Below are 25308 nucleotides of genomic sequence, written 5' to 3'. Positions count from 1 at the left end.
CGGGGCGGTCAGCTGCCGAACGAGACGATCGGCAGGGCCGAGGTCGCGACGTCGTCCGGTGAACCGGCCGACTGCTCGGTGGTCCGCAGCAGGGTCACCTTCGAGGAGGTCGGGGCGGACCGCTGGCGACCCGCCGTGAGGCGCGCATAGGCGAGGGACGAGCCCGAGGCGGAACCGTGGTCGTCGTCGCCGCGCCGGGGGCCGGCCTCCGGCGCATGGCTGGTCGTCTGCGCTGCGTGCCCGGGTGCCTGCGCAGGGCTGCTGTCGGGCAGGCGGTGGAACCGCTGACCGGCAGGATTGTCCGGGTCGTACGCATGGCTGCCGGTCCTCCCGGCATGGTCGCCGTCGGTCCCCGCGGCGACGGGTGTCGTGCCGTGCTCGCGCTGTGCCGGGACCTGGGTGGAGGATCCGCGGGCGGGATCGGCAGGGCGTCCGACAGGGCCGGGGAACGCCTCGGCGTGCGCCCCGCCATCGGACGGCCCGTCGACCGCGCGGCCGTAGGTGTCGGTGCCCAGCTCGTCGCCCCACGCGAGGCGCTCCTCGTGGGCGAGCCGGGCACGCTCGGCGGCCTCGTGCTGCTCGCGTTCGATGGCCTCCACGTCGGCCTCGAGCGTCGCGAGCATGCCTTCCGCCTCCTGGATCATCGCGGCGTCCTCGAGGGCCACTCCTCGCACCAGCCACTGGGCGAGGGCGAACTCGGCGGCCAGCGCTGCGCGGCGCGGCAGATGGGCATCGACGGCGGTCGTCCGGGCGCCGGCGTAGGCTTCGTGGACGGTGTCGACGAACGCGGTGTCCTCGGCGGCTGCGAGCCAGGCGAAGTCCTCGGCCGGATCGCCGACGCTCAGGTCGGTCCAGCCGGTCACGGCGGACACCCGGCCCGCGGAGACGAGCAGGTGGTCCTCGTGGAGGTCCCCGTGGACCACGGTCGGGCTGAACCGCCACAGCGTCACGTCCTCGAGGGCGTGCTCCCAGCGGCGCAGCAGGATCGCGGGGATCCTGCCGGTCGTGGCCGCCTGGTCCAGCTCGTTGAGCTTCCGCTGGCGGTACTCGTTCGCCTCGTAGCTGGGCAGGTCGGCGCGCTGCACCATGTCCTTCGGCAGTTCGTGGATCGCGGCGAGGACGCGCCCGAGTTCACGGGCCATCGCCGGACCGCCGGCCGTCAGCGCGTCCAGGGGGCGGGTGGTCCCCGCGAGGTGGGAGTACACGAACGTGCTGAGCTCGCCCTGCCGCACGCTGCCCGCCATGTGCGGGATGAGGAAGGGGAGTTCCGCCTTGACGGCGGGCGTGAAGGCGCGGAGTGCCTGCAGCTCCGTCTCGAGCCGCATGCTGGCCTCGGCGTGTCTCGGCGAGCGGACCCTCCACTGCTTGCCCGCATCGTCGACGAGCAGGGCGGAGTCGAAATCCGCAGCGTCGTCGGGCGCACCGGCGACGCCCGTGGGGGCCAGGCCGGGTACAGCGGCGCTTGCGATGGCAGCAAGTTCCATGGGTGTCCGTTTCACAAGTTCCACCGTAGGGCGTCCCCGCTCCGCGTGCCCAGTTACGGTGCGGCGCGTCGCCAGATGGACTACTCGTCTTCGGGCCTGCACTGCTCCTCCACGGGCTCCGATCGAAATGGGTTTTGGGAGAGCGAGAACGTACCGTAGAACCATGACCGAACCCCTCCGGACCCTCGTGCTGCCTCCCCTCGGATCGCTGCCGCTCTCGCGTACGGATTCCGACCGGGACGGTGACGCGAGGACCACCGAGAACCTCCTCGAGGGGTTCTGGGCCTCGGAGGAGACGAAGGTCCTGGTCCTGGCCCGCGGGAAGGCACCGGTGGAGGGGACCGCTCTGCGGCTCCTCGCACCCTCCGAGCTGCAACGGCCCGAACTGCTCGTCTACCTCGGCCGGATCAACGAGGGAGCCGCCGACGCCGGCAGCACCGTGGTCCTCGCCGTCCTCGACGAGGAGGATCCCGCCGTCGCACCGGCCGAGGAGTGGCTGGGCCTGCGCGATGTCGCCGCATCGCTCGACGCCCGCGACGCCGGGCTCTTCGTCGAGGCCGCCGCGATCGCGAACTGGCACGCCACGCACACCCACTGCCCCCGGTGCGGAGCCGTCACCGAGGTCCGCGACGCCGGCTGGGTGCGGCAGTGCCCGGCGGACGGCTCGCAGCACTACCCGCGCACCGACGCCGCGATCATCGTCTCGGTGGTCGACGACGACGACCGCCTGCTCCTCGGCTCCGCGGCGGCGTGGCCCGAGGACCGCTACTCCACCCTCGCCGGGTTCGTCGAGCCGGGGGAGTCGCTCGAGGCCGCTGTCATCCGCGAGGTGGCCGAGGAATCCGGCATCGAGATCCAGTCCCCGGAGTACCTCGGGTCCCAGCCCTGGCCCTTCCCCGCCTCCCTGATGCTCGGCTTCACGGCCCGGGCGGTCAGCACCGACGCGGTCCCCGACCGCGTGGAGATGCGATCCGTGCGGTGGTTCACGCGCGAGCAGCTGTTCACCGAGGTGCGGGACGGGACGATCACCGTCGCGGGCGGTATCTCGATCGCGCGGTCGCTCATCGAGCGCTGGTACGGCGGACCGCTGGACAAGCAGCCATCGGAGGCGCGCCCCTGATGACCGGGATTCTGCTCGAGGACAGCATCCTCGAAGGGCTCGACGACGAACAGCGCACCGTGGCGAGCACCCTCACGGGTCCGCTCTGCGTCCTCGCGGGAGCGGGGACCGGCAAGACCCGTGCCATCACCCACCGCATCGCGTACGGCGTGCACACGGGCGTCTACAAGCCGCAGCAGGTGCTCGCCGTGACGTTCACCGCGCGCGCGGCGGCGGAGATGCGCACACGCCTCCGCGACCTCGGGGCGGGCGGGGTGCAGGCCCGGACCTTCCACGCCGCAGCACTGCGGCAACTGCAGTACTTCTGGCCGCAGGCCGTCGGCGGGCCGCTGCCGGCGCTGGTCGACCACAAGGCGCAGCTCATCGCCGAGTCGGCGCGCCGGTTGCGGCTGACCACGGACCGTGCCGCCATCCGGGACGTCGCGGCGGAAATCGAGTGGGCGAAGGTCTCGATGCTGACGCCGGACGGATACGCCGCCGCGGCGGCAGGCCGCGCGGAGCCCGCGGGCATGGACCTGGTGTCGGTGTCCCGGATCTTCTCGGCGTACGAGGACCTCAAGATCGACCGCAACCTGATCGACTTCGAGGACGTGCTGCTGACCACCGTGGCCATTCTCGAGGAGGACGAGAAGGTGGCGGCGACGGTGCGGGCGCAGTACCGCCACTTCGTCGTCGACGAGTACCAGGACGTCTCGCCGCTCCAGCAGCGCCTGCTCGACCTCTGGCTGGGCGAGCGCCGCGAGCTGTGCGTGGTCGGGGATGCGAGCCAGACCATCTACTCGTTCACCGGTGCCACGTCGCGGCACCTGCTCGACTTCACGAAGCGCTACGAGGGCGCGCAGGTGGTGCGGCTGGTGCGCGACTACCGGTCCACGCCGCAGGTCGTCCGTGCAGCGAACACCCTCCTGGCCGCGAGGGGCGAGGACGCCGACCGGCGTGCCGTCGGCACCACGTGGTCCGCGCCGCTGGAGCTGATCGCGCAGCGTGCCGCCGGGCCCGAACCCGTCTTCACCGAGTGCAGCGACGACGAGGCCGAGGCGGCGGAGTGCGCGAGGCGCATCGGGGCCCTGCTGAACCAGGGCGTCAAGGCGAGCGAGATCGCGATCCTCTACCGCACGAACGGGCAGTCGGAGGCGTACGAGCAGGCCCTCGCCAGCGCCGGCATCGGCTACCAGCTCCGCGGCGGGGAGCGGTTCTTCCAGCGCCGGGAGGTCCGCGACGCGCTGCTCCAGCTCCGGGCAGCGGCGCGCACCCAGGGCGACGCCGACGTGCCCCAGCAGGTGCGGGACGTCCTCGCCTCGCTCGGCTACACCTCGGTGGCACCGCAGAACTCCGGGGCGGTCCGCGAGAAGTGGGAGTCGCTCGCGGCCCTCGTCGGGCTGGCGGACGAGCTCAACAGGGTCCGCGGCGCCGAGGCCTTCACGCTCCAGCTGTTCGTCGCCGAACTCGAGGAGCGGGCCGCGTCGCAGCACGCCCCGACGGTCCAGGGCGTGACCCTCGCGTCGTTGCACTCGGCCAAGGGGCTCGAGTGGGACGCCGTCTTCCTCGTCGGCCTGAGCGAGGGGCTCATGCCCATCTCGTTCGCCGACACGCAGGAGGCCATCGACGAGGAACGCCGGCTGCTGTATGTCGGCATCACCCGCGCCCGGATCCACCTCTCGCTCTCCTGGTCCACCGCGCGTTCCCCGGGAGGCCGGGCCAGCAGGAAGCCCTCGCGTTTCCTCGACCCGCTGCGTCCCGCGGGGACGGGACAGGCCGCGTTCCGCCAGCCGCGCGCGAAGGCCGACCGCAAGTCCTCGGCGCCCGCCGTCTGCCGCGTCTGCAAGCGCCCGCTCCTCACCGGCTCGGAGCGCAAGATCGGACGCTGCAGCGACTGCCCCGCGAGCTACCAGGAGGAGACGTTCGAGGCGCTCCGGGAATGGCGGCGCACGGAGGCCCGGGAGAAGGACGTGCCCGCGTTCGTCGTGTTCACCGATGCGACACTCGTCGCGATCGCCGAGGCCAGGCCGCAGACGCTCGACGAACTCGGCGGCCTCGCCGGGATCGGTTCCGCGAAGCTCGAGCGGTACGGCGAAGCGGTGCTCGGCATCCTGGCCGACAGTGCCTGAGCCGGGCACGCCGGCCCCGGCGCGCCTGCCCGTGGAGGTGCGCCGCTCCGCGCGGCGCAAGCGGACGGTCAGCGCGGACATCAGGGACGGCGTCATCAGGATCTCCATCCCCGGCCACTTCTCGGCCGGCCAGGAACGCCACTGGGTGGAGCGGATGACGGCGCGGATGTCCCAGAAGTACCTCGACGCGCCGGCGATCACCGACAACCAGCCCGTCCCCGCGCTCCTGCAGCGGGCCGAGCGGCTGGCCCGCGAGTACCTGGGCGGCAGGGGCGTGCCCTCGACGATCGGCTGGGTGACCAACCAGAATTCCCGCTGGGCCTCCGCGACGCCGGCCTACAGGTCCATCCGGCTGTCGCACCGGCTGCAGGGCATGCCCGAATGGGTCGTCGACTACGTGATCCTGCACGAGATGGCGCACCTCATCGAGCCCTCCCACAGCGCGGAGTTCTGGGCTCTGCTCACGTCCTATCCGCGCACGGAGACGGCGAAGGCCTTCCTCGACGGAGCAGCCTTCGCCGCGCACCGCAATCTCATGGGCCGACCCGACGAGCCCTAGGCGGGCACACCGCTCCCGGGCCTCGCCCGGGAGCGGCAGGACCGGTTCAGCCGGCCTTGGTCCCGTCCGTGTCGGGACCGCCGGTGTCCGGATCGTCGCCGGCCTGAGGAGCCCCGTCCTCGGCAGGGGCGTCGCCGTCCGCGGCGTCGCCGCCCTGCTCGAAGTCCCCGGAAAGGAGCCGCTGGAGGGCGGCGTCGACGTCGGCGTCGGAGGACTCGATCAGTCTCCGGCGCTCGGTGAAACCGGCGGGATCGTCGAGGTCCTCCGCGGTGGGCAGGAGGTCCGGGTGCTGCCACAGGGCGTCGCGCCCCTCGGCCCCCCGCTCCTCGAGCAGGAGCGCCCACAGCGCGGCTGCGTCGCGCAGCCTGCGCGGGCGCAGCTCCAGACCGACCAGCGCCGCGAACGCGTGCTCCGCGGGTCCGCCGGTCGCCCGCCGTCGTCGGACCATCTCGCGCAGCGCCCCGGCCGACGGCAGGTTCGCCGCGGCCGCCGCCGTCACCTCGTCCACCCAGCCCTCCACGAGGGCGAGCGTCGTCTCGAGGCGCACGAGCGCGGCGTCCTGCTCGGGCGTGCGCTCCGGCATGAACACGCCCTGCGAGAGCGCGCCCTGCAGGCTCTCGGGATTGGTCGGATCGATGTCGCGCGCGGCCTCCTCGATCTTGCCCATGTCGATGTGGATGCCCCTCGCATACCGCTCGATGCTGCCGAGCAGGTGTCCGGTGAGCCACGGGATGTGGGTGAACAGGCGTACGTGGGCCGCCTCGCGGACGGCGAGGAAGAGCTGCACCTCCTGCTCGGGCACGTCGAGGCCGGCTCCGAACGCCGCGACGTTGGCGGGAAGCAGCGCCATGCGCCCGTCGGCGAGGGGGACACCGATGTCGGTGGACCCCACGACGTCCTTCGAGAGCGCCCCGACGGCCTGGCCCAGCTGCATGCCGAACATGGCGCCGCCGACGTTCTGGAGCATGGAGGACGGGCCGCCCATCATGCCCATCATGGACTTCATCTCCTCGGGGAGCTGCTCGGAGATGACGTCGGACAATGCCTTGGCGATGCTCGTCGCGACCGGCTCGGTAAGGCGACGCCAGGTCGTCATGGTCGCCTCCACCCATTCGGCGCGGGACCACGCCCGGCCCAGCTGCCCGGTGCTCGGGAAGTCGGTCACGGGGTCGAGCCACATCTCGGCAAGCTTCAGGGACTCGTCGACGCTGCGGCGCTGCAGCGCCGTGACGGAGGGGTCGTTGTCCGACGCGGCGACGCGACGCGCCTGCTCGTGCGCCATCTTCCAGTTCACGGGCCCTTCGCTCTGCGCGCTGAACATGGCCTGGACCTGCTGCATCATCATGGCCATGGCTGCGGGATCGGAGGGAAGGCCGGCCGCCCGGGCGATCTCCTGAGGATCGAAGCCGCCGGCGCCGGCGCCGCCGCCGAACATCTTCGCCAGCATCTCGGACAGCGGGTCCTGGGGTGTGTCGTCGTCGCCGTTCGACGGATTGGATGGGTTGGTCACTGATACCACCGGTCCTGGGAGTAGCTCGGGGTCCGGCAGGCGAGGCGATGCCGCGCCTGTCGGCTGTGCACAACACGCTACCGGCACGGCCTCACCGGTGTCCCTCGCCGCGTGAGCCGTTCGCTGAGGGCAAAGAGACGCCGGGAAGGGTGCCCTGCCGGCACGTACCCGGGCCCGGTGTCGGCGGAAGCGTCTACCCTAGGGGTGCCGGGAGCGCGCCGACGGCCGCGCCGGCGCCCGTGCACAGCATGGAAGTGCGCCCTACAGAGAGAAGACCAGTGACGCAGCCTGTCCACGTCGGGACCTACGTCCCCGAGGAGCCCACGCAGCCGAGGGACCCGCGCTTCCGCGCGATGGCCGTCTCAGGAGGCCTCGCCGTCGTGCTCTGCGCCGCAGCGGTCCTCCTGCCCGCGCCCTATGTGCTCGAGACCCCCGGGCCCACCTTCAACACGATCGGCGAGGTCAACGGCCAGCCCCTCATCCGGGTGGAGGGCCGGGAGAGCTTCCCGCCCTCGGGTCAGCTGGATCTCACCACGGTGTTCGTGAGCGGCGGCCCGAACGGGGCCGTGAACATCCTCGACACGTTCCGTGCCTGGGCGGACCCCAGCGCGAACGTCCTGCCCGAGCAGCTGGTCTACCCGGAGGGCACGACCTCGACCGACGTGCAGGAGCAGAACGCGGTGGCCATGACGTCCTCGCAGGAGTCCGCCGTCGCCGCGGCGCTCGCGCACGAGGACATCGACTTCACCGAGGAGCTGTCCGTCGCCCGCCTCGCCCCCGACGCCGCAGCGGACGGCATCCTCCGCGAGGGCGACATCCTCCGCTCCGTCGACGGGCAGCAGATCCGGAACATCACCACGCTCCGCTCGGCACTCAACGACGCCGAGGGCGCTCCTGCGGCCCTCTCGATCGTGCGGGACGGCGCGCCCATGGACGTCTCGGTGACACCCAGGGAGTCGTCCGAGGGCGACTACCAGCTGGGCATCATGCTCGCGTCCACGTTCGACTTCCCGTTCGACGTGACCATCCAGCTCGACAACGTCGGCGGCCCCTCGGCGGGGACGATGTTCGCCCTCGGGATCATCGACACGCTCACGGAGGGCGACCTCACCGGGGGACGCCACTTCGCCGGGACGGGGACGATCGATTCCGTCGGCGCCGTCGGCCCCATCGGCGGGATCGCGCAGAAGCTCGTCGGGGCCCGCGCCGGCGGAGCCGAGTTCTTCCTCGCGCCCGCCGCGAACTGCGACGAGGTGACCGGCAACATCCCCGACGGGCTGACCGTGGTCCGGGTGGAGACTCTCGACGACGCCGTCGACGCCGTCGAGACGCTCGGAGCGGGCGGGGACGCTGCGGGACTCCCCGCGTGCTGATCGCGCCGGCGGGGGACGGGCGGCAGCCCGGCAACGCGCAGAGGACCGCGCGGCAGGGGACAGGGGACGGGGGCAGCAGTGGAGCGACGATCGACGGCCCGCACGACACGGTTGGGTGACGATCCCGGACGTGCGGTGCGTGCGCGGGAACCTAATTGGTCCGCCTGAGCGTGGACAGGGCAGAATGAAAACACGAAGGGCGGAACTGCGCTGTCCTCTGCCCGGGGTCCGGGCCGGGGGATCGCAGCGGACCACCGGTCGTCGTGACCCGCAGCAGCTAACGATGAGGTAGATGTGACATCCGGACCAGATCGTCCGTTCGGCAGTAGGCCGAGCCCCGCAAGTGCAGCCACGAGCCGGCGGCGCAGCCCGCTGATCCCGACCATCATCGTCGTGGCGGTGATCGTCATCGCGTTCGTCTACCTGTCCCAGGTGTACGCGGACGTGCTCTGGTACCAGCAGCTCGGGTTCCTCGAGGTGTTCGTCACCGAGAACCTGTCGAGGATCGTGCTGTTCATCCTGGCCTTCCTCGTCATGGCGGGCGCCGTGTACACGAGCCTGCGGATCGCGTTCCGCAGCCGGCCGATCTACGCGCCGGACAGCGCCATCCAGGACAACCTGAACCGCTACCAGGCGCAGCTCGAACCGATCCGCCGCCTGCTCATGCTGGGGATCCCCGTGGTCTTCGGCGCCTTCGCGGGCACGGCCGCCTCCTCCCAGTGGCAGGAGGTGCTGCTCTTCATCAACCAGGAGCCGTTCAACCGCCAGGATCCCGAGTTCGGCATGGACTACGCGTTCTACATGTTCACGCTGCCGTTCCTGAGCTTCGTGACGGGTTTCCTCATCAGCGTCGTCATCATCAGCGCGATCGCGACGATCCTCACCCACTACCTGTACGGCGGCATCCGGCTCGAGGAGAAGGGCCTGTTCACCACCAAGGCCGCCCGCATCCAGATCGCCGTCATCGCGGCGATCTTCCTCGTGCTGCAGGGCGTGAACTACTTCCTGGACCGCTTCGACACCCTGCTGAACCAGGGCACCTGGGCCGGCGCGCTCTACACCGACGTGAACGCCGTGATCCCCACCAAGGCGATCCTCGCCGTCGCGGCGCTCATCGTGGCCGCCCTCTTCGTGGCCTCCGCCTTCGTGGGCCGGTGGCGCCTGCCGCTGATCGGCACGGCGATGCTGATCATCACCGCACTGCTCGCGGGCGGCGTCTACCCGTCCATCGTCCAGCGCTTCCAGGTGCAGCCCTCCGAGCTCGACGCCGAGCGGGAGTACATCGACCGCAACATCAACCTGACGCGGGAGGCCTACGGCCTCGACCAGGTCGAGGTGGAGCCCTACACGCCCACCGACGTCCCCCAGGCCGGCGCGCTCGGTGACGACGGCCAGACCACCGCGAACATCCGCCTGCTGGACCCGAACATCGTGTCCGACGCCTTCAGCCAGCTGCAGCAGTTCCGCCAGTACTACCAGTTCCCCGAGACACTCAACGTCGACCGTTACGAGATCGACGGCGAGGTGCAGGACACCGTCATCGCCGTGCGCGAGCTCGACACCAACGGCGTCCCCGAGGGCTGGGTCAACGAGCACGCCTTCTACACGCACGGGTACGGCGTGGTGGCTGCCGCCGGTTCGACGGTGCAGCCGGACGGCCGGCCGTCCTTCCTGCAGTCGGGCATCCCCTCCACGGGCGTGCTCGGGGACGACACGACCTACGAGCCCCGCATCTACTTCGGCGAGGAATCGCCCGAATACTCGGTGGTCGGCGCGCCGGAGGGACGTCCCGCCGCCGAGATCGACAGGCCGCAGAGCGAGAACTCGGACACCGACTCCCGCACCACCTTCAGGGGGGACGGCGGACCCGACGTGGGCAACCCCTTCAACCGGCTCGTGTACGCCCTGAAGTTCCAGTCCACCGATCTCCTGCTCTCCAACCAGGTCACCAGCGAGTCGCAGATCCTCTACGACCGCGACCCGGTGGAGCGCGTGCGGAAGGTCGCCCCCTACCTCACGCTCGACGGCAACAGCTACCCCGCGATCGTCGACGGCCGTGTGAAGTGGATCATCGACGGCTACACGACGAGCGCGAACTTCCCGTACTCGACGGAGCAGGAACTCGAGTCGGCGACGCAGGACTCGCAGACGGCCGAGGGCCTCGCGACCGCGCTGCCCGCCGAGCAGGTCAACTACATCCGCAACGCCGTGAAGGCCACCGTCGACGCGTACGACGGCTCGGTGGACCTGTACGCCTGGGACGACCAGGACCCGGTCCTCATGTCCTGGCAGAACGTCTACCCGTCCTCGCTCAAGCCGTACAGCGACATGTCCGCGGACCTGATGGCGCACGTGCGCTACCCGGAGGACCTGTTCAAGGTTCAGCGTGAGCTGCTGGCCCGCTACCACGTCACCGACACCGACGCGTTCTTCTTCAACAGCGAGGCCTGGAACGTCCCGGCCGACCCGGGAGCCACGTCGGAGGGGGCGACGACGACGGCGGCCACCGATCGCCAGCCGCCGTTCTACCTGACCCTGCAGATGCCGAACCAGGAGAGTGCGGCCTTCTCCCTCACCACGCCGTTCATCCCGTTCGTCCCCGCGGGCCAGACCCCGCGGAACGTGCTCTACGGCTTCCTCGCCGCCAACGGCGACGCCGGCACGGGCGAGGACGGCGTCAAGAGCGAGGACTACGGGCGGCTGACGCTGCTCGACAGTTCCGGCCAGGACTCGGTGGTCGGGCCCGGCCAGGCCCAGAACCTGTTCAACTCCGACACCGAGGTGTCGCAGGAGCTGAACCTCCTGCGCCAGGGAGCGTCCGAGGTCATCAACGGCAACCTGCTGACCCTGCCGATCGGCGGCGGCATCGCCTACGTCCAGCCCGTCTACGTGCAGTCCTCGGGCAGCTCGTCCTTCCCCGTCCTGCGACGCGTGCTCGTGAGCTTCGGCGAGAACGTGGGCTTCGCGCCGACCCTCGCCGAAGCCCTCGACCAGGTCTTCGGCGGGCGCTCCGGTGCCACCACGGGCGACCAGGGCAACGTCGGTGAGACCCCGGAGGATCCGGCCACGCCCCCCACCGAGGGAGGAGCGACGCCGACGCCGAGCCCGACGCCGACGCCGGCCCCGACACCGTCCGAGGGCGGCACACCCGGTGGCGCCACCGGCGATCCGGCCGCCGATCTGCGGACGGCCCTCGACGATGCGAACACGGCGATCCAGGACGGCAATGCAGCGCTCGCCGCCGGTGACTTCGCGGCGTACGGCGAGGCGCAGGAGCGCCTGCAGGACGCCCTGCAGCGGGCCCTCGACGCCGAGGAACGCGTCTCGGGGACCACCGGGGAGTAGCCGGAGGCGGTCGGGCACCTGCCCGATTTGCCTCCGGGCCCCGCGGCCGGTAACGTTGGTTACACGCCGCGGGGTGGAGCAGTTCGGTAGCTCGCTGGGCTCATAACCCAGAGGTCACAGGTTCAAATCCTGTCCCCGCAACGAACAGAAGTCCGGTCCACCACAGGTGGGCCGGACTTCTTGCTGTCACGAGTGTCCTGCAGGAGCCGGCTGCATGTCCCGGTGACCGGGACACGCAGCCTGAGGCGCGCCGGACTGCTGCGCCCGCGCACCGGTGCTCGAGCTTCAAACGCCCGCCGCGGGGCGGAAGCTCGGCAGACCCTAGCGCTCGGACAGGGCCTTGTAGGCGCTCAGGGCCCGCTGCCGACTCTCCTTGAGGTCGACGACGCGCTCGGGGTAGCCGGGCGCGGCGCCCTTCCACGGTTCATGCAGATTCTCCGCGTCGGCGAGTTCCGGGACGAACCGGACGAGATATGCGCCCTGCGGGTCGAACTTCTTGCTCTGCAGGACGGGGTTGAAGATCCGGAAGTACGGACTGGCATCGGCGCCCGAGCCCGCGACCCATTGCCAGCTCGCGGCGTTGCTCGCCGCGTCGGCGTCGACGAGGCAGTCCCAGAAGAACTGTTCCCCCACGCGCCAGTCGATCATGAGGTTTTTGATGAGGAACGACGCCGTCGCCATCCGCACGCGGTTGTGCATCCACCCGATCTCCCACATCTGGCGCATCCCGGCGTCGATGAGGGGATACCCGGTGCGGCCGCGCTGCCAGGCTTCCAGCTCCCTCTCCGTGGAGCTCTCCCAGGCGAAGGCATCGAACTCGGGACGGTAGTTGACCGTGGCGAGCTGCGGGTTGAAGTACAGCAGCTGCCAGCTGAATTCGCGCCAGCCCAGTTCGGAGCCGAACACACGGATGTCCTCCGCCGTCGAGCTGTCACTGCGGGCCTGCGCCGCATGCCAGACCTCGAAGGGGCTGATCTCGCCGAACCGCAGGTGCGGTGAGAGCCTGCTGGTGCCCTGCACCGCGGGGAGGTCCCGGTTGTCCTTGTACCCGTGGGCGGCGTCCTCGAGGAAGTCGTCGAGGCGGGCGTGGGCCCCGGCCTCGCCGGGTGTCCACGTCGCGCGCAGCCCCTCCGCCCAGTCGGGGGTGGTCGGCAGCAGTCCCCATGCGTCGAGGTCCTCGGAGCCGAGCGCCGGCCCGTGGAGGGCGTCCGGAGCGGGCAGGGGCCTGCGCGGGGTGCGGTAGGCGAGGCAGGCACGCCAGAAGGGGGTGAAGACCTTGTAGGCCTCGCCCGAACCCGAGGTGACCTCCCACGGCTCGTACAACAGGTTCGCCTGGTAGCTCGTCGCCTCGATGCCCTGCCCCGCGAAGGACTCCTTCAGGGATGAGTCCGCGGTGCGCTCGGCGAGGCCGTACCGGCGGTTCCACACGACGGCGTGCGCAGCGGCCTCCTGCACGAGGCCCGGCAGCACCTCTCCGACCGCGCCGCGCCGCAGGACGAGGGGGATGCCCAGTTCGCCGAGTGAGGCGCCCAGCGCCGCGAGGGAGTGGTGCAGCCACCAGCGCGACGCCCCTCCCAGGGGGCGGATGCCGTCGGTCTGGTCGTCGAGGATGTAGCAGGCGACGACGTCGTCCCCGCTGTCCGCGGCGGCAGCGAGCGCCGGGTTGTCGGAGATTCGGAGATCGTCGCGGAACCACACCACTGTCACAGCCATGCCCTCAATGTACCGGCGGGCTCCGACACGGCGTTCCCGGCAGCAACAGGGGGACCGCAGCCCGATGGCTGCGGTCCCCCTGTGCTAGGCGGGTCGGTGCGTCAGCGCATCGGCCGTCCGGTGCCGGTGTGTCGGCGTCAGTACGCCGTGTCGCCCGTGGTCGATGGCGCACCGGCCGCGGCATTCCCGCCCGCACCCTGCCCGATCGCCGTCTGCGCGCCGGAACCGGACTTCAGGGCCGCGAGGCGTGCCTCGATCTCCGTCTGCTCGCCGAGGTCCTCGAGGCTCTCGAACTGGGCGTCCAGGCTCGACGACGCGAGCTCCTGCTGCCCACGGACCTTGGCCTCCTCGCGCCGGATCTTCTCCTCGAAGCGGCCCACCTCGCTGGTGGGGTCCATGAAGTCGATGCTCTTGACGGCGTCGTGCACCTGCTGCTGAGCCTGCGCCGTGCGCGCACGGGCGATCAGCTGGTCACGCTTGACCGTGAGCTCGCCGAGCTTGCCCTTCATCTGGTTGAGGCCGTCCTTGAGCTTGTCGACGATCTCCGTCTGCGACGCGATGGTCGGCTCGGCGCCCTTGGCCTCGTTCTCGGCCGCCATCTGGCGCTGGATGGCCACCTTGGCGAGGTTGTCGAACTTCTGCGCGTCCACCGTGTCACCGGTCGTCCGGTACTCGTCGGCCTTCCGGGACGCGGCGAGGGCCTTGTTGCCCCAGCTGCGGGCGTTCTCGACGTCCTCGTTGTAGTCGTCCTGCATCATGCGCAGGTTGCCGATGGTCTGGGCGACGGCGCTCTCGGCCTCGGCGATGCTGTTGGTGTAGTCGCGGACCATCTGGTCGAGCATCTTCTGCGGATCCTCCGCCTGGTCGAGCATCGCGTTGATGTTGGCACGGGTGAGCTGGGCGATCCTGCCGAAAATTGACTGCTTTACCATTGATTTCCCTTTCGATTCTTCCTGAGGTTCCTGCGTCCTGCTGTCGGCGCGGGCGGCGCGGGCGGCGCGGGCGGCGTCCTAGAAGTCGCCGCCGCCTCCACCGAAGTCCCCGAAGCCGCCCCCTCCGCCGTCGAAGCCGCCGAAGCCGCCGCCGCCGAAGCTACCGCCGTCGCCGCCGAAGCCGCCGCCACCGTCGCCGTATCCGCCGCCACCGAAGCCGCCACCGAAGCCGCCGCCCCCGTTCAGGATGGAACCGAGGAGGATGCCGCCGAGCAGGGCGCCGCCCATGCCGTCGCCGCCTCGCCCGCCGTACCCGCCCATCCCCATGCCGCTGCGGCCGAAGCCGTCGACGTCCTGCTCCGCGAGCTGCGCGGCCTGGTCGGCCAGCATCGAGGCCTGCTGGGCGTGGGAGAGCGCGGTCACCGGGTCGGAGCGCTGCAGGTCGACGGCGAAGTCCAGGTTGCGTTCGGCCTCCGCCAGGCGGGTCCGTGCCTCGCTGCCCACTCCGCCGCGTCGCGCGCGGATGTAGTCGGCGGTGCCGGAGATGCTCGACTGCGCCGCGATGATGGCGTGCTGCAGGGAGTCCTGGGCCCGTCGGGTGTTCTCCGCCTGGTCGCGGATGCCGCCCAGCGCGGCGTCGAGCTGCCCATGGGCCGCCTCGAGCCGCTGCAGGAGGGCGAGGGGGTTGCTCCGTGCGCTCTGGCGCTCCTGCCGCACCGTGGTCACGGCTGCCTGCGCTGCCGCGATGGGACCGGCGAGGTCGCGGTACTGCCCTGCGCGATCCATGGCCTGTGCCTGGGCGAGATCCTGCTCGGCCTCGGGCAGGGCGCGTTCGAGCTCCCGCTCGGCCGCGGCGAGCTCCTCGGCGCGCTTGTCGATCGCGTCGAGCAGCACGGTGCTCTGGTGCACCGCCTCCTCGGCTGCCCGGACGGCGACGACGGCCCGGCCGGTGTCGCCGGCCGCCATGCGGGACTGCGCCTCGGTCGCGGCGCTGTCGACGAACGCGAGGCGTTCCCGGGCCTGTTCGATGTTGTCGGCGACCTGGATCGTGGCGGTCTCGAGGTAGCGCCCCTGGAGGGACCGCAGGGACTGCTCGGCGGCGGCGAAGCGCCGCTGTGCGTCCCCGGCGGCGGACTGTGCACGGCGCAGGGCCTCCGGGGCGTTGCGTTCGAGCTCCCGCAGCGCGTCGAAATCGGCCTTGTTCGCCTGCAGGGAGGCGTTCACGTCCTCGCAGCGGCGGATGATCTCACCGAGCCACTGGCGCTGCTGCTCCTCCGTGTCGGGAATGTGGTCGTCGAGCTGCTGCTGCAGCTTGAAGGACTCGCTCATGTGCTGCCGGGCCGCGGCGATGTCCTGGGAGAAGGTGGCGATGGCCTCGCTGCCGTACTGGGCCTCCGCGAAGCCGAGCTCCTGCTCACTGGACTTGATGGCGTCATCCGCGGCGACGAGGAGGCTGCCGGCCCGCTTGCGGAGGTCCTCGACGCTGAGGGACGCCAGCGGATCGACCACCGCGCCGCTCGCCGATGGCACCGGCCCGTAGCCGTACTGCTCGCGCTTGCGCTGCGCGCTGTTGGTGCCGCGGTTCTTGAGCAGCAGGTAGCCGCCCGCGCCGGCGACGGCGACGAGCCCGCCGACGAGGACGAGTCCGCCGAGTCCGCTGCCGCCCGAGGACCCGGTGGTCCCGGAGGAGGTGCCGCCGCCGGTGCCGCCACCGGTCCCGCCGCCGGTGGTGCCGGCGAGAGCCTGCTCGGTGCCCTGGACGGCGCCCGCCGCCGCAGCGGCGAAGTCGCCCGCCCGGAGCTCGGGGCCGATGTACTCGTCGTAGATCGCCTGGCCCTGCCCGCCGACGGCCGAGCCGCTGCCGACGACGTAGGCGGCCGCCCCCTGGTCGACGGCGACGGCGAGCACGCCCTCGTTCGAGGTCTGGTCATTCAGCTGCGCGGTGGCCGTGGCCCAGGACGAACGGTCCGTGGGGTCCTCGAACGAATCCACGTAGGCCACGCGGACGGTGAAGCCGTCCTGCGAGCGCAGGTCCTCGATGGCGGCCTCGAGCTCGCTCTCCTCATCGGGGCTGAGCACACCGGCGTTGTCGACGACGTAGTCACCCGACGGGAACGTGAGTGGTGCGTCGGCGGAGGCCGCCCCACTCGAGAGGAACGGGATCGCCACGACGGCGCCCAGGACAGCAGAGACGCGGGTGCGCCTGCCCAACATTCGCATTTTCGACCCTTCGGCACGGCCCCCGGACCCTACCGGTCCCAGGACTGGGGCCGGCGGACGCCGGAGGCTCCCTGTCTTTCCGATTCTATGGTTGGGCCCCGGGAGCGTCCACCACCGCCTCTATGCCTCTAGCGAAAGGGGGCGCAGGAGCCGCCTACCATGCGTCCGGCGGGTCGGGCCCGCGCTGCCCCGAGAGGGACGCGCGGTGCGCCTCCCTGCTGCCACGGACGATACTTGGGGGAGGACCGACCACCTCCCGCGGGGCCGCGGACTCCGGTCCCGGCTCCAGCAACCTCTCAGATACCGCACAGCGGACGCATGCTGGATGCTCAGCGAAGGTTGCCATGATGTGGTCAACAGCAACGAAAGGACCTCCGATGAACGAGCAGCCAGGCACGCCGGGTACCCCGGACCGCCCGCTCCCTCCCCAGCCGCAGAATCCGCCGTCCTGGGGATCCGGCTGGCAGCAGCCCGGAGGACACCGTCCGACCGAGGGGCAGGGAGTCGCCGACGGGGAGGCCCGCCGCGGCGAGGGCGTGGGGGAGAACCCCGAGACGACAGCCCAGCCCGTCGCCCCACAGCCCACGGCCCAGCAGCCGGCGGTCTCCGCCGCGGCGCCGGGGTACGACGCGCGCCACGCCCAATACCGGCAGGAGGACCCGGCCGCGCACCCCGCCTACGCGGGTCACCAGCCCTTCTACGGTGAGCAGAGCGGCTACGACCGGCCCGCGTACTCCGGCGGGCAGACCGTCACGAAGGACCGCAGGCGTGTCGGCCTCGGCACCTTCGCCGCAGGCGTCCTCGTCGCGGGGCTCATCGGCGGGGGCGTCGCGACGGCCGGCTACAACGCCCTCGACGGCACCACGTCCGCGGGGACATCCCAGGGAGCGCCGGAGTCCGTCGTCGTGAACAACACCGAGGACGTGAACACCATCACCGGCGCGGCCGTGACGGCGTCCCCGAGCGTGGTCACCATCGCGGTCAGCGGCGGCAGCGCGAGCGGCTCCGGATCCGGCATCATCCTCGACACCGACGGCCACATCCTCACCAACACGCACGTGGTCACCCTCGGTGGCCAGGTCTCCGAGCCCACGGTCGAGGTCAAGCTCAACGACGGCCGCGTGTTCGCCGCGACGGTGGTCGGTACCGATCCGCTCAGCGACCTCGCGATCATCAAGATCGACGCGCCCGACCTCACGGCCGCCACCCTCGGGAACTCCGACGAGCTCAACGTCGGGGACACGGCGATCGCCATCGGCGCTCCGCTGGGCCTCAGCGGAACGGTCACCGACGGCATCGTCTCCACGCTCAACCGCACCATCAGCGTCGCCTCCTCGGCCGTCCCGGAGGAGCAGCCGGACAGCAGCGGGTCCGACGACGGCGAGGGCTTCAACTTCCTGCCGCCGGGCGGCTCCGGCGGCCAGCAGACCGCGGCGCAGGGCTCGATCTACCTGAACGTCATCCAGACCGACGCCGCCATCAACCAGGGCAACTCCGGAGGGGCACTCGTCGACACCGACGGGAGGATCATCGGCGTCAACGTGGCCATCGCCTCGGCGGGGTCGGGGGAGTCCACCGGCAACATCGGCGTCGGCTTCTCCATCCCGATAAACTACGCCGAGCGCATCGCGCAGGAGATCATCGCCGACGGCGAGGCGAGCCACGGATTCCTGGGTGTCAGCGTGACCTCCGGGTCCAGTGACGGGTCCAGGAGCGAGTCCACGTTCTCGTCCGGGGCGCTCGTCCAGTCGGTCGAGCCCGGCTCACCGGCCGAGGAGGCCTCGCTGGAGGTGGGCGACGTCATCACCAAGGTCGGCACCTTCTCCATCAGCGATCCCGAGTCCCTGACGGCGGCGGTGCGCATGCAGACCGTCGGGCAGCAGGTCCCCGTGGAGATCATCCGCGGCGGGGACGCCCGCACGGTGGAGGTCACCCTGTCCCAGGCACCCGCCCAGTAGGACGGCGGAACGGTCCTCCTGGCACGACCCCTTCGACGCACGAGCGGCGGTCCCGGATCCGGGACCGCCGCTCGTGCGTTGAAAGGGCAGCGGACACGCGTCCGCGACCGGCAGCCCCCTGTGGTTAGCTAGTCGGTGGGAAGATCCCCGATCGAGGAAGGTCATTCATGGACGAGGCCACAGCAGGAGGACTGCGCATCGCAGTCCTCGTCAAGCACGTTCCCGACGCCCAGTTCGACCGCCACATCGGCGGTGACGACCTGACGACGGTCCGGACGGAGAGCATCCTGTCCGAGCTGGACGAGTACGCCCTCGAAGCCGCCCTCCAACTCGTCGAGGCCCACGGGGGACCGTCCGCCGGACACCGCATCACGGCCATCACCATGGGACCCGCCGCAGCCGTCGCAGCGGTGAAGAAGTCGCTGCAGATCGGGGCCGACGACGGCGTCCACCTCACCGACGAGGCGCTCAACGGGTCCGACGCCTCTGCCACCTCCAAGGCGCTGGCCGCACTGCTGCGGCACACCGGACCGTTCGATCTCGTCCTGACCGGCATGGCGTCGACCGACGGTGAGACGTCGCTCGTCCCGGCGCAGCTCGCGGAACGGCTCGAGCTGCCGCAGGTGACCTTCGCGGCGTCGCTCGAGCTCGTCCCCGGTGACAGTGGCTGGACCCTCAGCGCACGACGCGACAACGACACCTACGCGGAGACCATCGAGGCGTCCCTGCCGGCGCTCGTCTCCGTCACCGACCAGATCAACGAGCCGCGCTACCCGAACTTCAAGGGCATCATGGCGGCCAAGAAGAAGCAGATCGAGGTCCTCTCACTGGCCGATATCGGCGTGCAGCAGGACGAGGTGGGCCTCGCCGGGTCCTGGACCCGTGTGGAGGCGGCGGCTCCGCGGCCGCCCCGCAGCCAGGGGATCGTGATCACGGACGAGGGCGACGCCGGCGTCCGGCTCGTCGACTTCCTCGCGGGACAGAAACTCCTCTAGCCCGCTCCCGCCCGTTCCAGACCTCCAGGAGACTCCGCCATGACCACCGTCCTCGTTTTCCTCGACCACGCCGGGGCGAGCCTCGCCAAGAGCGAGCGCGAACTCCTGTCGCTCGGGGCGTCGCTCGGCGAGGTGACCGTGGCCCTCGCGGGCGACGCCGACCAGGCCTACCTCGACGGGGTGGGCGCGTACGGCGTGCAGGAGGTCCACCGGCCGGAGGACGCCGCCGTCTCCGAGGTGCTGGTCGCCGGGAAGGCCGCGTTCCTGGCGGAGACCGTCCGCCGGACCGGAGCGGGCATCGTGCTGCTCGGCAACTCCTACGAGGCGAAGGAGATCGCCGCGCGGCTCGGCGTCCGCCTCGAGGCCGGCGTCATCACGGACGTCGTCGGGCTGGCCGACGACCTGACGGCCACGAAGTCCGACTTCGCCGGCTCGTACAGCGTGGCGTGCCGCGTCACCACCGACATCGCGATCCTCACCGTGAAACCGAACAGCGTCGAGGCGGTCGAGGCGGGCCTGCCGTCGTCGCCGCGCGAGGTGCCCGTGCCCGTGGACCTGCCGGCCGCCGCCGCCCGGGTGACGGGCCGGGTGGACAAGCCCGTGAGCGGAAGGCCGGAACTCGCCGAGGCCCGCGTGATCGTCGCGGGCGGTCGCGGGGTGAACGGCGACTTCGGGCCGCTGGAGGATCTGGCCGACGCCCTGGGAGGCGCGGTGGGCGCGTCCCGAGCGGCCACCGACGCCGGCTGGATCGAGCACTCGGCGCAGATCGGCCAGACGGGCAAGACCGTGTCGCCGCAGCTGTACATCTCCGCGGGGATCTCCGGCGCGATCCAGCAGAAGGCCGGCATGCAGACCTCGAAGGTGATCGTGGCGATCAACAAGGACGCGGACTCGCCCGTCTTCGAGATCGCGGATTTCGGCATCGTGGGCGACCTCTTCACGGTGCTGCCGCAGGCCACCGAAGAGATCCGCAAGCGCGGCCTGTAGCGCATGACTTCTGACCCGGCCCCGTCCGGCCCGGAGCGCGTGCTGGTGTTCGCCGCGCATCCCGACGACATCGACTTCGGCGCCTCCGCCACGATCGCCGGCTGGACCGCCGCCGGGGTGTCCGTCAGCTACTGCATCCTCACCGACGGCGACGCCGGCGGATTCTCGGCCGAGGACCGCCCCGGTGTCGCCGCCCTGCGGCGCACCGAGCAGCGCGACGCCGCCGCACTGGTGGGTGTCACCGATGTGACCTTCCTGGGCGGCCCCGACGGCTACCTCGAGCCGACGGACGCCGTGATCCGGGAGATCGTCCGGCGGATGCGCGAGGTGCGCCCGGATATCGTGCTGTCCATGCACCCCGAGCGGAGCTGGGACCGGATCCAGAAGAGCCACCCCGACCACCTCGCCTGTGGGGAGGCGGTGACGAGGGCCGTGTACCCGGCGGTGGAGAACCCGTTCGCGTACCCGGAGCTCGAGGCCGCCGGTCTCCGGAGCTTCCGTGTCCCCTGGCTGTGGTTCTACGGCGGGCCTGCCCACCTCGAGAACCGTTTCGTGGACGTGACCGGCCTGGAGGAGCTCAAGATCGCCGCCATCACGGCGCACCGGAGCCAGCACCCGGACGTCGGACGGATGCAGTCGAGGGTACGGGCCATCCTCCAGGAGAACGCCCGTCGGGGTGGGCTCCCCGAGGGACGCAGCGCCGAGGCCTTCCACGTGGTCGGCATCAACACGGACGAGACGATCGCGGGCTTCTAGCCGCCCGTGACGGCGGTGCTGGGCGGTCGCCGGACGCGACGCCGCAGGCGCAAGAACGCCCCCGCCGATGGGCGGGGGCGTTCCTGTCGGTACTGGCGGAGCGGCGGCTCAGGCTCCGAGGGGGATCTGGGCGACGATCGGCAGGGTCGGTGTCGCCGACCCGCCCTCGGGCTCCACCGTGATGGCGACCGCCGCGAAGCCGCTGATGTCGGACAGCTCGGTCACCTTCGTTCCCGCCACGTCCTCGCCGGTCATGAGGCCCTCGGAGACCGGCGCGGTCCCGTCGGCGGGGATCCGCCACATCTGGTACACATATCCTTCGGCCGGGGCCGGTACGCCGGTGAGCGTCACGACCGCCGCGTCCTCCTCGCCGGAGACGGCCAGATCTGCCGTACCGCCGGCTTCGAGGGGGAGCTGCGCCTTCCGGACGTCGGACGCCTGGAGGACCTGCTGCTCGACCGTGGTCGGCTGCAGGTTCTGCGCGATGGTCACGCCACCGACGGCGATCACGACGGCCGCGGCCGCCGCCACCACCCAGCGGGAGGCCCGTGATCCGAGGGACGTCCGTGCGGAGCGTCGCTCCGCCAGCTCGTCCCGACCTCCGGGCAGAGTCTCTCCGTCAGCGGCCCCGTCCTCGGACGATGCGACGGAGCTGCCGGCGCCGACCGGGACGAGCGACGGTCCTCGGACCGGTGAACCGGTGCCACCGGGCAGCTGCCCGACGATCCGTTCGAAGAGATCGGCCGGCGGTTCGGCCTCGTCGGCCGCATAGGCCGACGTGACGGTCTCACGGCACGTGCGGACCCGGTCCGCGAAGGCGGTCCTGACCGCGGGCTCGGCGCCCTCGAGGAACGTCTCCAGACCGCGGCGTTCGTCGTCGCTGATCGCGTCCAGCGCGTACAGCTCGGCCCATTCGAGAACGTGACCTCGTGCCAGGTCCGTGTCGAGGTCGTCTGCGAATCGTCTGTTCATATCCTTGTCCTGCATCTCAGGTCACCTCCAAACAGGTCTTGAGTCGGATCAACCCGTCGCGGATCCTCGATTTGATGGTCGGTACCGCGACGCCGAGGGTCTCGGCCACCTCGCGGTACGTGAGGCCCCCGTAGTAGGCGAGCTTCACGGATTCCTGCTGCGTCCCGGTCAGGGTGTCGAGACACCTGACCACACTTTCCGCCTCGAGGCGCTGCGTGACGGTGTCGACGACGTCGTCGTGGTCGATGGTCTGCGTGGCCGCTCCGTAGCGGGCTTCCCGGTCCGTCGCGCTCTGCTCCGACCGCACCTTGTCCACGGCACGGCGGTGCGCGAGGGTCATGAGCCACGCCATCGGGGTGCCCATCGCCGGGTTGAAGCGGTCCGCGGTGTTCCAGACCTGGAGGTAGACCTCCTGGGTGGCGTCCTCGCTGAGCTCGGGATCGATGAGCACGCGCCGCGCCAGGCCGTAGACGCGCCTCGAGGTCTGCTCGTAGAAGAGGGCGAAGGCCGTCCGATCCTGCCGGGCGATCCGCAGCAGCAGATCGGTGAGCGTCGGACCTGCGACGGCGGCGACGTCCACCTCGTCCGCGGCGGGAGCGGTAGGGCTGACCCGGCTTACTCGTGGCGTTTCCATAGGGCTCCAGCATAGAGCGCCGGCCGACCCGAACCGAACACCACGGCCGGTGCCGCGCCGCGGTCGGGAAGCACGTCCCTGGTGCACGAGCACCATGCCACCACCCCCCTCACCGCCGGTTTTTCCCTGACACCTCACATTCGGTGCTGCGGCGCCGAGGGATGGCCCGCTATGCGATCCCCGGCTGTGTCCCCGGTTCCGCGCCCGGTTCCGCACCCGGTTCCGTCCCGCCGGCGGGCGGGCGGGTGGCGACGGCGATGAGCGAATCGGCGTTGAGGACGACGCTGGTGCCGAGTCGCTCGGCGAATGCCTCCCGCACGCGCTGCAGCGCCTCGGGCTCGTCGGGCAGCAGTCCGCGGTAGCCGCTGCCGAGGGCGAGCGACCAGGCGTGGTCGGCGTCGAGGGGGACGGCCAGTCCGAACCTCTCGACGGACACCTCCGTGAGGCCGCGTGCACCCAGCCAGTCCGCCAGCCGTTCGGCGGAGGCGAGCCTCCTGCAGTTCTCCACGAACACCGGGGCGGTCGGCTGTGTTTCGGTGCCCACGCCGGCCGCTCCCGCCTCGCGGAGGGTCGCGAGGAGGAGCTCGCCGAACGGTTCGAGGGCGCCGTCGTCCCACGCGCTCAGGGCGATCCGCCCGCCGGGCCGCAGCAGGCCCACGATCCGGTCCATGGCCGCGTCCATGTCGTCGAGGAGGAAGACGCCGTAGCAGCTCACGACGGCGTCGTAGGGCACGTCGGCGACCCAGGCCTCGGGATCCGCGCGGTGGAAGGACACGTTGCCGAGCCCGAGCGCCTCCGCCTTGGCCTCCGCGAGGTCCAGCATGGCGGAGGACCTGTCGACGGCGTCGACGTGCCCGTCCGGTCCCGCGAGCTGTGCGGCAGGGATGGTGCCGGTGCCGGTGCCGGCGAACACGTCGAGCACGCGTTCCCCCAGGAGGACGTCGGCGGCGGCGACGACGGCGTTGCTGACGGGGTTCCAGACGGCCGGCGCGAGACGGTCGTAGTCCTCGGCACCGCCGTCGGGCAGTGTTGCGGCGTGGCGAGCGGGCATCAGGACTCCTGGACGGTGGTCATCGCTGGGCGCCCGCGAAGCCCTGCTGGCGCCAGGCTTCGTAGAGGACGATCGACGCTGTGTTGGCGAGGTTGAGCGAACGGCGGGAGGCGAGCATGGGGACGCGCACGCGGGAGGTCACACGGGCGTCGTGCTTGACGTCGTACGGGAGGCCGTCCGACTCCCTGCCGAACATGAGGACGTCCGAGGGGTCGTAGGCGATGTCCGTGTAGGACACGTCGCCGTCCGAGGTGTACGCGAACACCCGGCGGGGCTGCAGGGCCGTCCACGCGTCCTCGAGGCTTGCATGGACGTGGAGCACGGTGAGGTCGTGGTAGTCGAGCCCCGCCCGCTTCAGCTTCGAATCCTCCAGGGAGAACCCGAGCGGCTCCACGAGGTGGAGCTCGGCGCCGGCGACGGCGGCAAGGCGGATCGCGGCGCCCGTGTTGCCGGGTATTTCGGGGGTGTGGAAGAGGATGCGGAACACCGCTTCATCCTAGCTTCCGGCCGCGGCCAGCAGGCGCGCGAGCACCGGCAGCTGCACCACGTTGGGCGTGGGCCCCGAGGACAGGAAGGAACGCAGGGTCCGCACGGCGGTCCCGGCATTCACGACCTGCACCAGCCCCGGCGCACCGCGGTCGAACCCCGGGGGCACATCGATGACGGGTGCGAACGGATTGTCCGGCGCCCCGTGGATGACGACCCATCCGGTCACGTTGCAGTCGGGGAACAGGTCCTGCACGGCACGCACCGTACGCGGCATCCGGAGGTCAACCGGCCGGCCCTGATGGCGCAGCGCCCGGCCGTCCCAGGAGAAATTGCCCGGCGGAGCCGTGAAGGAGTCGATGACGGCCATCCGGTACCCGGCGAGCAGGACGGCCCCCGCGGCCGTCTTCTCCCGGTCGTCGAGGACGACACCGTTGACGAGGCGCGCAGCCGGGTAGGTGGGGAGCAGGGCGCGCTCGAGGAGCGCCGACGTCCGCAGCTCGCCGTCGACCCGTGCGCGCGCACCGGCGGACAGCCGGCCGAACATCCCGGGTTGCCGCGCCGCACCGTGGAGTTGCCGACCGGCGGCGATCAGGGGGACGACGGGAGGGGAGGACGGCGAGAACGGCGGCAGGTACTCGGGCGGGGATTTCGCGGCGTCCTCGTCCTCGACCCTGGTGCGCGTCGACGCAGGATGCGGGGTGCCGTTCCGGCGGGCGGTCCCGGCCCGGCCCGGTGCGGCCGCGGCAGGCCGGCCCCGCCCCGTGTCGGCGTCGTACCGTTCACGGCGCTGCGGGTCGCTGAGTGTCTCGTAGGCGACCGCGACATCGTGGAACCGGGCGGCGGTGCCGCCGAGGTCCGGATGCGCCGCGCGGGCAGCCCGGCGGTACGCGTCCTTGATGTCCTTCGCACCGGCCCCGGGAGGCACGCCGAGGATGTCGTAGTACGACTTCCGTGGTGCCTCTGGCATCGATCAGGCCTTTCATGGGAGGGCGGTGGTCCGGACGGGCCTACCGAGCCGGCACGGCCCGTCGGGTTACCCCGAGACTAGAGGCACCCGTGGGACGGGACAAAGGCGACCGGGCGGACGGGACGGGAACGCGAC

At 71.3% G+C, this 25308-nt stretch carries 19 protein-coding genes and 1 tRNA gene; 10 read left to right on the top strand and 10 right to left on the bottom strand.

The window, feature by feature from the left end; translation table 11 throughout:
* Positions 1 to 8 precede the first annotated feature (8 nt).
* Complete coding sequence (locus V6S67_RS19990) at positions 9 to 1484, bottom strand: macrolide 2'-phosphotransferase (protein ID WP_442884792.1); 1476 nt, start codon at positions 1482 to 1484, stop codon at positions 9 to 11.
* Positions 1485 to 1647: 163 nt separating this feature from the next.
* Between V6S67_RS19990 and nudC the strand changes: the two genes are divergently transcribed.
* From nudC to V6S67_RS12245, 3 genes are read left to right on the top strand one after another with little or no spacing between them, the layout of a single operon-like run.
* A complete protein-coding gene (nudC, locus tag V6S67_RS12255; RefSeq protein ID WP_334210506.1) occupies positions 1648 to 2604 on the top strand; it encodes an NAD(+) diphosphatase in 957 nt (318 codons plus the stop codon).
* The gene (locus tag V6S67_RS12250; RefSeq protein WP_334210505.1) at positions 2604 to 4712 is read left to right on the top strand and encodes an ATP-dependent DNA helicase UvrD2; all 2109 of its coding nucleotides are present in this window, start codon (positions 2604 to 2606) and stop codon (positions 4710 to 4712) included. The genes nudC and V6S67_RS12250 overlap by 1 nt, the downstream gene beginning before the upstream one ends.
* Positions 4705 to 5271 carry a M48 metallopeptidase family protein gene (locus tag V6S67_RS12245; protein WP_334210504.1) on the top strand — a complete coding sequence of 189 codons (567 nt, stop codon included), beginning with the start codon at positions 4705 to 4707 and terminating at the stop codon, positions 5269 to 5271. Before V6S67_RS12250 ends, V6S67_RS12245 begins: the two co-directional genes overlap by 8 nt.
* A 46-nt stretch (positions 5272 to 5317) precedes the next feature.
* Here the strand turns inward: V6S67_RS12245 and V6S67_RS12240 are convergent, their stop codons facing one another.
* Positions 5318 to 6781: a zinc-dependent metalloprotease gene (locus V6S67_RS12240; protein ID WP_442884790.1), complete on the bottom strand. Its 1464-nt coding sequence runs from the start codon at positions 6779 to 6781 to the stop codon at positions 5318 to 5320.
* A 278-nt stretch (positions 6782 to 7059) separates the two neighbouring features.
* Here V6S67_RS12240 and V6S67_RS12235 point away from each other — a divergent pair, with 278 nt between their 5' ends.
* The 3 genes from V6S67_RS12235 to V6S67_RS12225 all read left to right on the top strand — a co-directional run bounded on the left by V6S67_RS12235 (position 7060) and on the right by V6S67_RS12225 (position 11640).
* Entirely contained in the window at positions 7060 to 8154 is a 1095-nt protein-coding gene (locus tag V6S67_RS12235; RefSeq protein WP_334210503.1) for a YlbL family protein, read from the top strand.
* Between the two features lie 294 nt (positions 8155 to 8448).
* Positions 8449 to 11499, top strand: coding sequence for a UPF0182 family membrane protein (locus V6S67_RS12230; RefSeq protein ID WP_442884789.1), 3051 nt, complete (start codon positions 8449 to 8451; stop codon positions 11497 to 11499).
* A gap of 67 nt (positions 11500 to 11566) precedes the next feature.
* A tRNA-Met gene (locus V6S67_RS12225) sits at positions 11567 to 11640 on the top strand.
* A 180-nt stretch (positions 11641 to 11820) separates the two neighbouring features.
* Here the strand turns inward: V6S67_RS12225 and V6S67_RS12220 are convergent.
* The 3 genes from V6S67_RS12220 to V6S67_RS12210 all read right to left on the bottom strand — a co-directional run bounded on the left by V6S67_RS12220 (position 11821) and on the right by V6S67_RS12210 (position 16364).
* Positions 11821 to 13212: a cryptochrome/photolyase family protein gene (locus V6S67_RS12220; RefSeq protein ID WP_334210502.1), complete on the bottom strand. Its 1392-nt coding sequence runs from the start codon at positions 13210 to 13212 to the stop codon at positions 11821 to 11823.
* Between the two features lie 137 nt (positions 13213 to 13349).
* Entirely contained in the window at positions 13350 to 14144 is a 795-nt protein-coding gene (locus V6S67_RS12215) for a PspA/IM30 family protein (RefSeq protein WP_334210501.1), read from the bottom strand.
* Positions 14145 to 14222: 78 nt separating this feature from the next.
* Positions 14223 to 16364, bottom strand: coding sequence for a TPM domain-containing protein (locus tag V6S67_RS12210; protein WP_334210500.1), 2142 nt, complete (start codon positions 16362 to 16364; stop codon positions 14223 to 14225).
* Positions 16365 to 16741: 377 nt separating this feature from the next.
* Between V6S67_RS12210 and V6S67_RS12205 the strand changes: the two genes are divergently transcribed.
* The 4 genes from V6S67_RS12205 (at position 16742) to V6S67_RS12190 (ending at position 21060) form a co-directional block, all read left to right on the top strand.
* Positions 16742 to 18322 (top strand): S1C family serine protease, encoded by a 1581-nt coding sequence (locus V6S67_RS12205; protein WP_334210499.1) that lies wholly within the window; start codon positions 16742 to 16744, stop codon positions 18320 to 18322.
* A gap of 167 nt (positions 18323 to 18489) precedes the next feature.
* Positions 18490 to 19317, top strand: a complete 828-nt coding sequence (locus V6S67_RS12200) for an electron transfer flavoprotein subunit beta/FixA family protein (RefSeq protein WP_334210498.1) — start codon at positions 18490 to 18492, stop codon at positions 19315 to 19317.
* A 39-nt stretch (positions 19318 to 19356) separates the two neighbouring features.
* Entirely contained in the window at positions 19357 to 20304 is a 948-nt protein-coding gene (locus V6S67_RS12195; protein ID WP_334210497.1) for an electron transfer flavoprotein subunit alpha/FixB family protein, read from the top strand.
* Between the two features lie 3 nt (positions 20305 to 20307).
* The gene (locus tag V6S67_RS12190; protein ID WP_334210496.1) at positions 20308 to 21060 is read left to right on the top strand and encodes a PIG-L deacetylase family protein; all 753 of its coding nucleotides are present in this window, start codon (positions 20308 to 20310) and stop codon (positions 21058 to 21060) included.
* Between the two features lie 108 nt (positions 21061 to 21168).
* On the opposite strand, the gene V6S67_RS12185 is transcribed toward V6S67_RS12190, so the two are convergent.
* From V6S67_RS12185 to V6S67_RS12165, 5 genes are all read right to left on the bottom strand, one after another.
* Positions 21169 to 22032, bottom strand: coding sequence for an anti-sigma factor (locus tag V6S67_RS12185; protein ID WP_334210495.1), 864 nt, complete (start codon positions 22030 to 22032; stop codon positions 21169 to 21171).
* Positions 22033 to 22048: 16 nt separating this feature from the next.
* Positions 22049 to 22666 carry an ECF RNA polymerase sigma factor SigK gene (gene sigK / locus V6S67_RS12180; protein ID WP_334210494.1) on the bottom strand — a complete coding sequence of 206 codons (618 nt, stop codon included), beginning with the start codon at positions 22664 to 22666 and terminating at the stop codon, positions 22049 to 22051.
* Between the two features lie 169 nt (positions 22667 to 22835).
* Positions 22836 to 23717, bottom strand: a complete 882-nt coding sequence (locus V6S67_RS12175) for a class I SAM-dependent methyltransferase (protein ID WP_334210493.1) — start codon at positions 23715 to 23717, stop codon at positions 22836 to 22838.
* Positions 23718 to 23736: 19 nt separating this feature from the next.
* Positions 23737 to 24204: a tRNA (cytidine(34)-2'-O)-methyltransferase gene (locus V6S67_RS12170; RefSeq protein ID WP_104049575.1), complete on the bottom strand. Its 468-nt coding sequence runs from the start codon at positions 24202 to 24204 to the stop codon at positions 23737 to 23739.
* A gap of 9 nt (positions 24205 to 24213) precedes the next feature.
* Positions 24214 to 25173: a J domain-containing protein gene (locus V6S67_RS12165; RefSeq protein ID WP_334210492.1), complete on the bottom strand. Its 960-nt coding sequence runs from the start codon at positions 25171 to 25173 to the stop codon at positions 24214 to 24216.
* Positions 25174 to 25308: the final 135 nt, after the last annotated feature.

Source organism: Arthrobacter sp. Soc17.1.1.1 (assembly GCF_036867195.1).
Taxonomy (GTDB): Bacteria; Actinomycetota; Actinomycetes; order Actinomycetales; family Micrococcaceae; genus Arthrobacter_D.
Note: the sequence above shows the minus strand (reverse complement) of the source record. Positions and strands in the feature narration are given on the sequence as shown.

Bases quoted from the DNA above. Each gene is read 5' to 3' on its own strand.
- V6S67_RS19990 (WP_442884792.1), bottom strand. From the start codon at position 1,484: ATGGAACTTGCTGCCATCGCAAGCGCCGCTGTACCCGGCCTGGCCCCC.
- nudC (WP_334210506.1), top strand. From the start codon at position 1,648: ATGACCGAACCCCTCCGGACCCTCGTGCTGCCTCCCCTCGGATCGCTG.
- V6S67_RS12250 (WP_334210505.1), top strand. From the start codon at position 2,604: ATGACCGGGATTCTGCTCGAGGACAGCATCCTCGAAGGGCTCGACGAC.
- V6S67_RS12220 (WP_334210502.1), bottom strand. From the start codon at position 13,212: ATGGCTGTGACAGTGGTGTGGTTCCGCGACGATCTCCGAATCTCCGAC.
- V6S67_RS12215 (WP_334210501.1), bottom strand. From the start codon at position 14,144: ATGGTAAAGCAGTCAATTTTCGGCAGGATCGCCCAGCTCACCCGTGCC.
- V6S67_RS12210 (WP_334210500.1), bottom strand. From the start codon at position 16,364: ATGCGAATGTTGGGCAGGCGCACCCGCGTCTCTGCTGTCCTGGGCGCC.
- V6S67_RS12205 (WP_334210499.1), top strand. From the start codon at position 16,742: ATGAACGAGCAGCCAGGCACGCCGGGTACCCCGGACCGCCCGCTCCCT.
- V6S67_RS12200 (WP_334210498.1), top strand. From the start codon at position 18,490: ATGGACGAGGCCACAGCAGGAGGACTGCGCATCGCAGTCCTCGTCAAG.
- V6S67_RS12195 (WP_334210497.1), top strand. From the start codon at position 19,357: ATGACCACCGTCCTCGTTTTCCTCGACCACGCCGGGGCGAGCCTCGCC.
- V6S67_RS12190 (WP_334210496.1), top strand. From the start codon at position 20,308: ATGACTTCTGACCCGGCCCCGTCCGGCCCGGAGCGCGTGCTGGTGTTC.
- V6S67_RS12185 (WP_334210495.1), bottom strand. From the start codon at position 22,032: ATGAACAGACGATTCGCAGACGACCTCGACACGGACCTGGCACGAGGT.
- sigK (WP_334210494.1), bottom strand. From the start codon at position 22,666: ATGGAAACGCCACGAGTAAGCCGGGTCAGCCCTACCGCTCCCGCCGCG.
- V6S67_RS12175 (WP_334210493.1), bottom strand. From the start codon at position 23,717: ATGCCCGCTCGCCACGCCGCAACACTGCCCGACGGCGGTGCCGAGGAC.
- V6S67_RS12165 (WP_334210492.1), bottom strand. From the start codon at position 25,173: ATGCCAGAGGCACCACGGAAGTCGTACTACGACATCCTCGGCGTGCCT.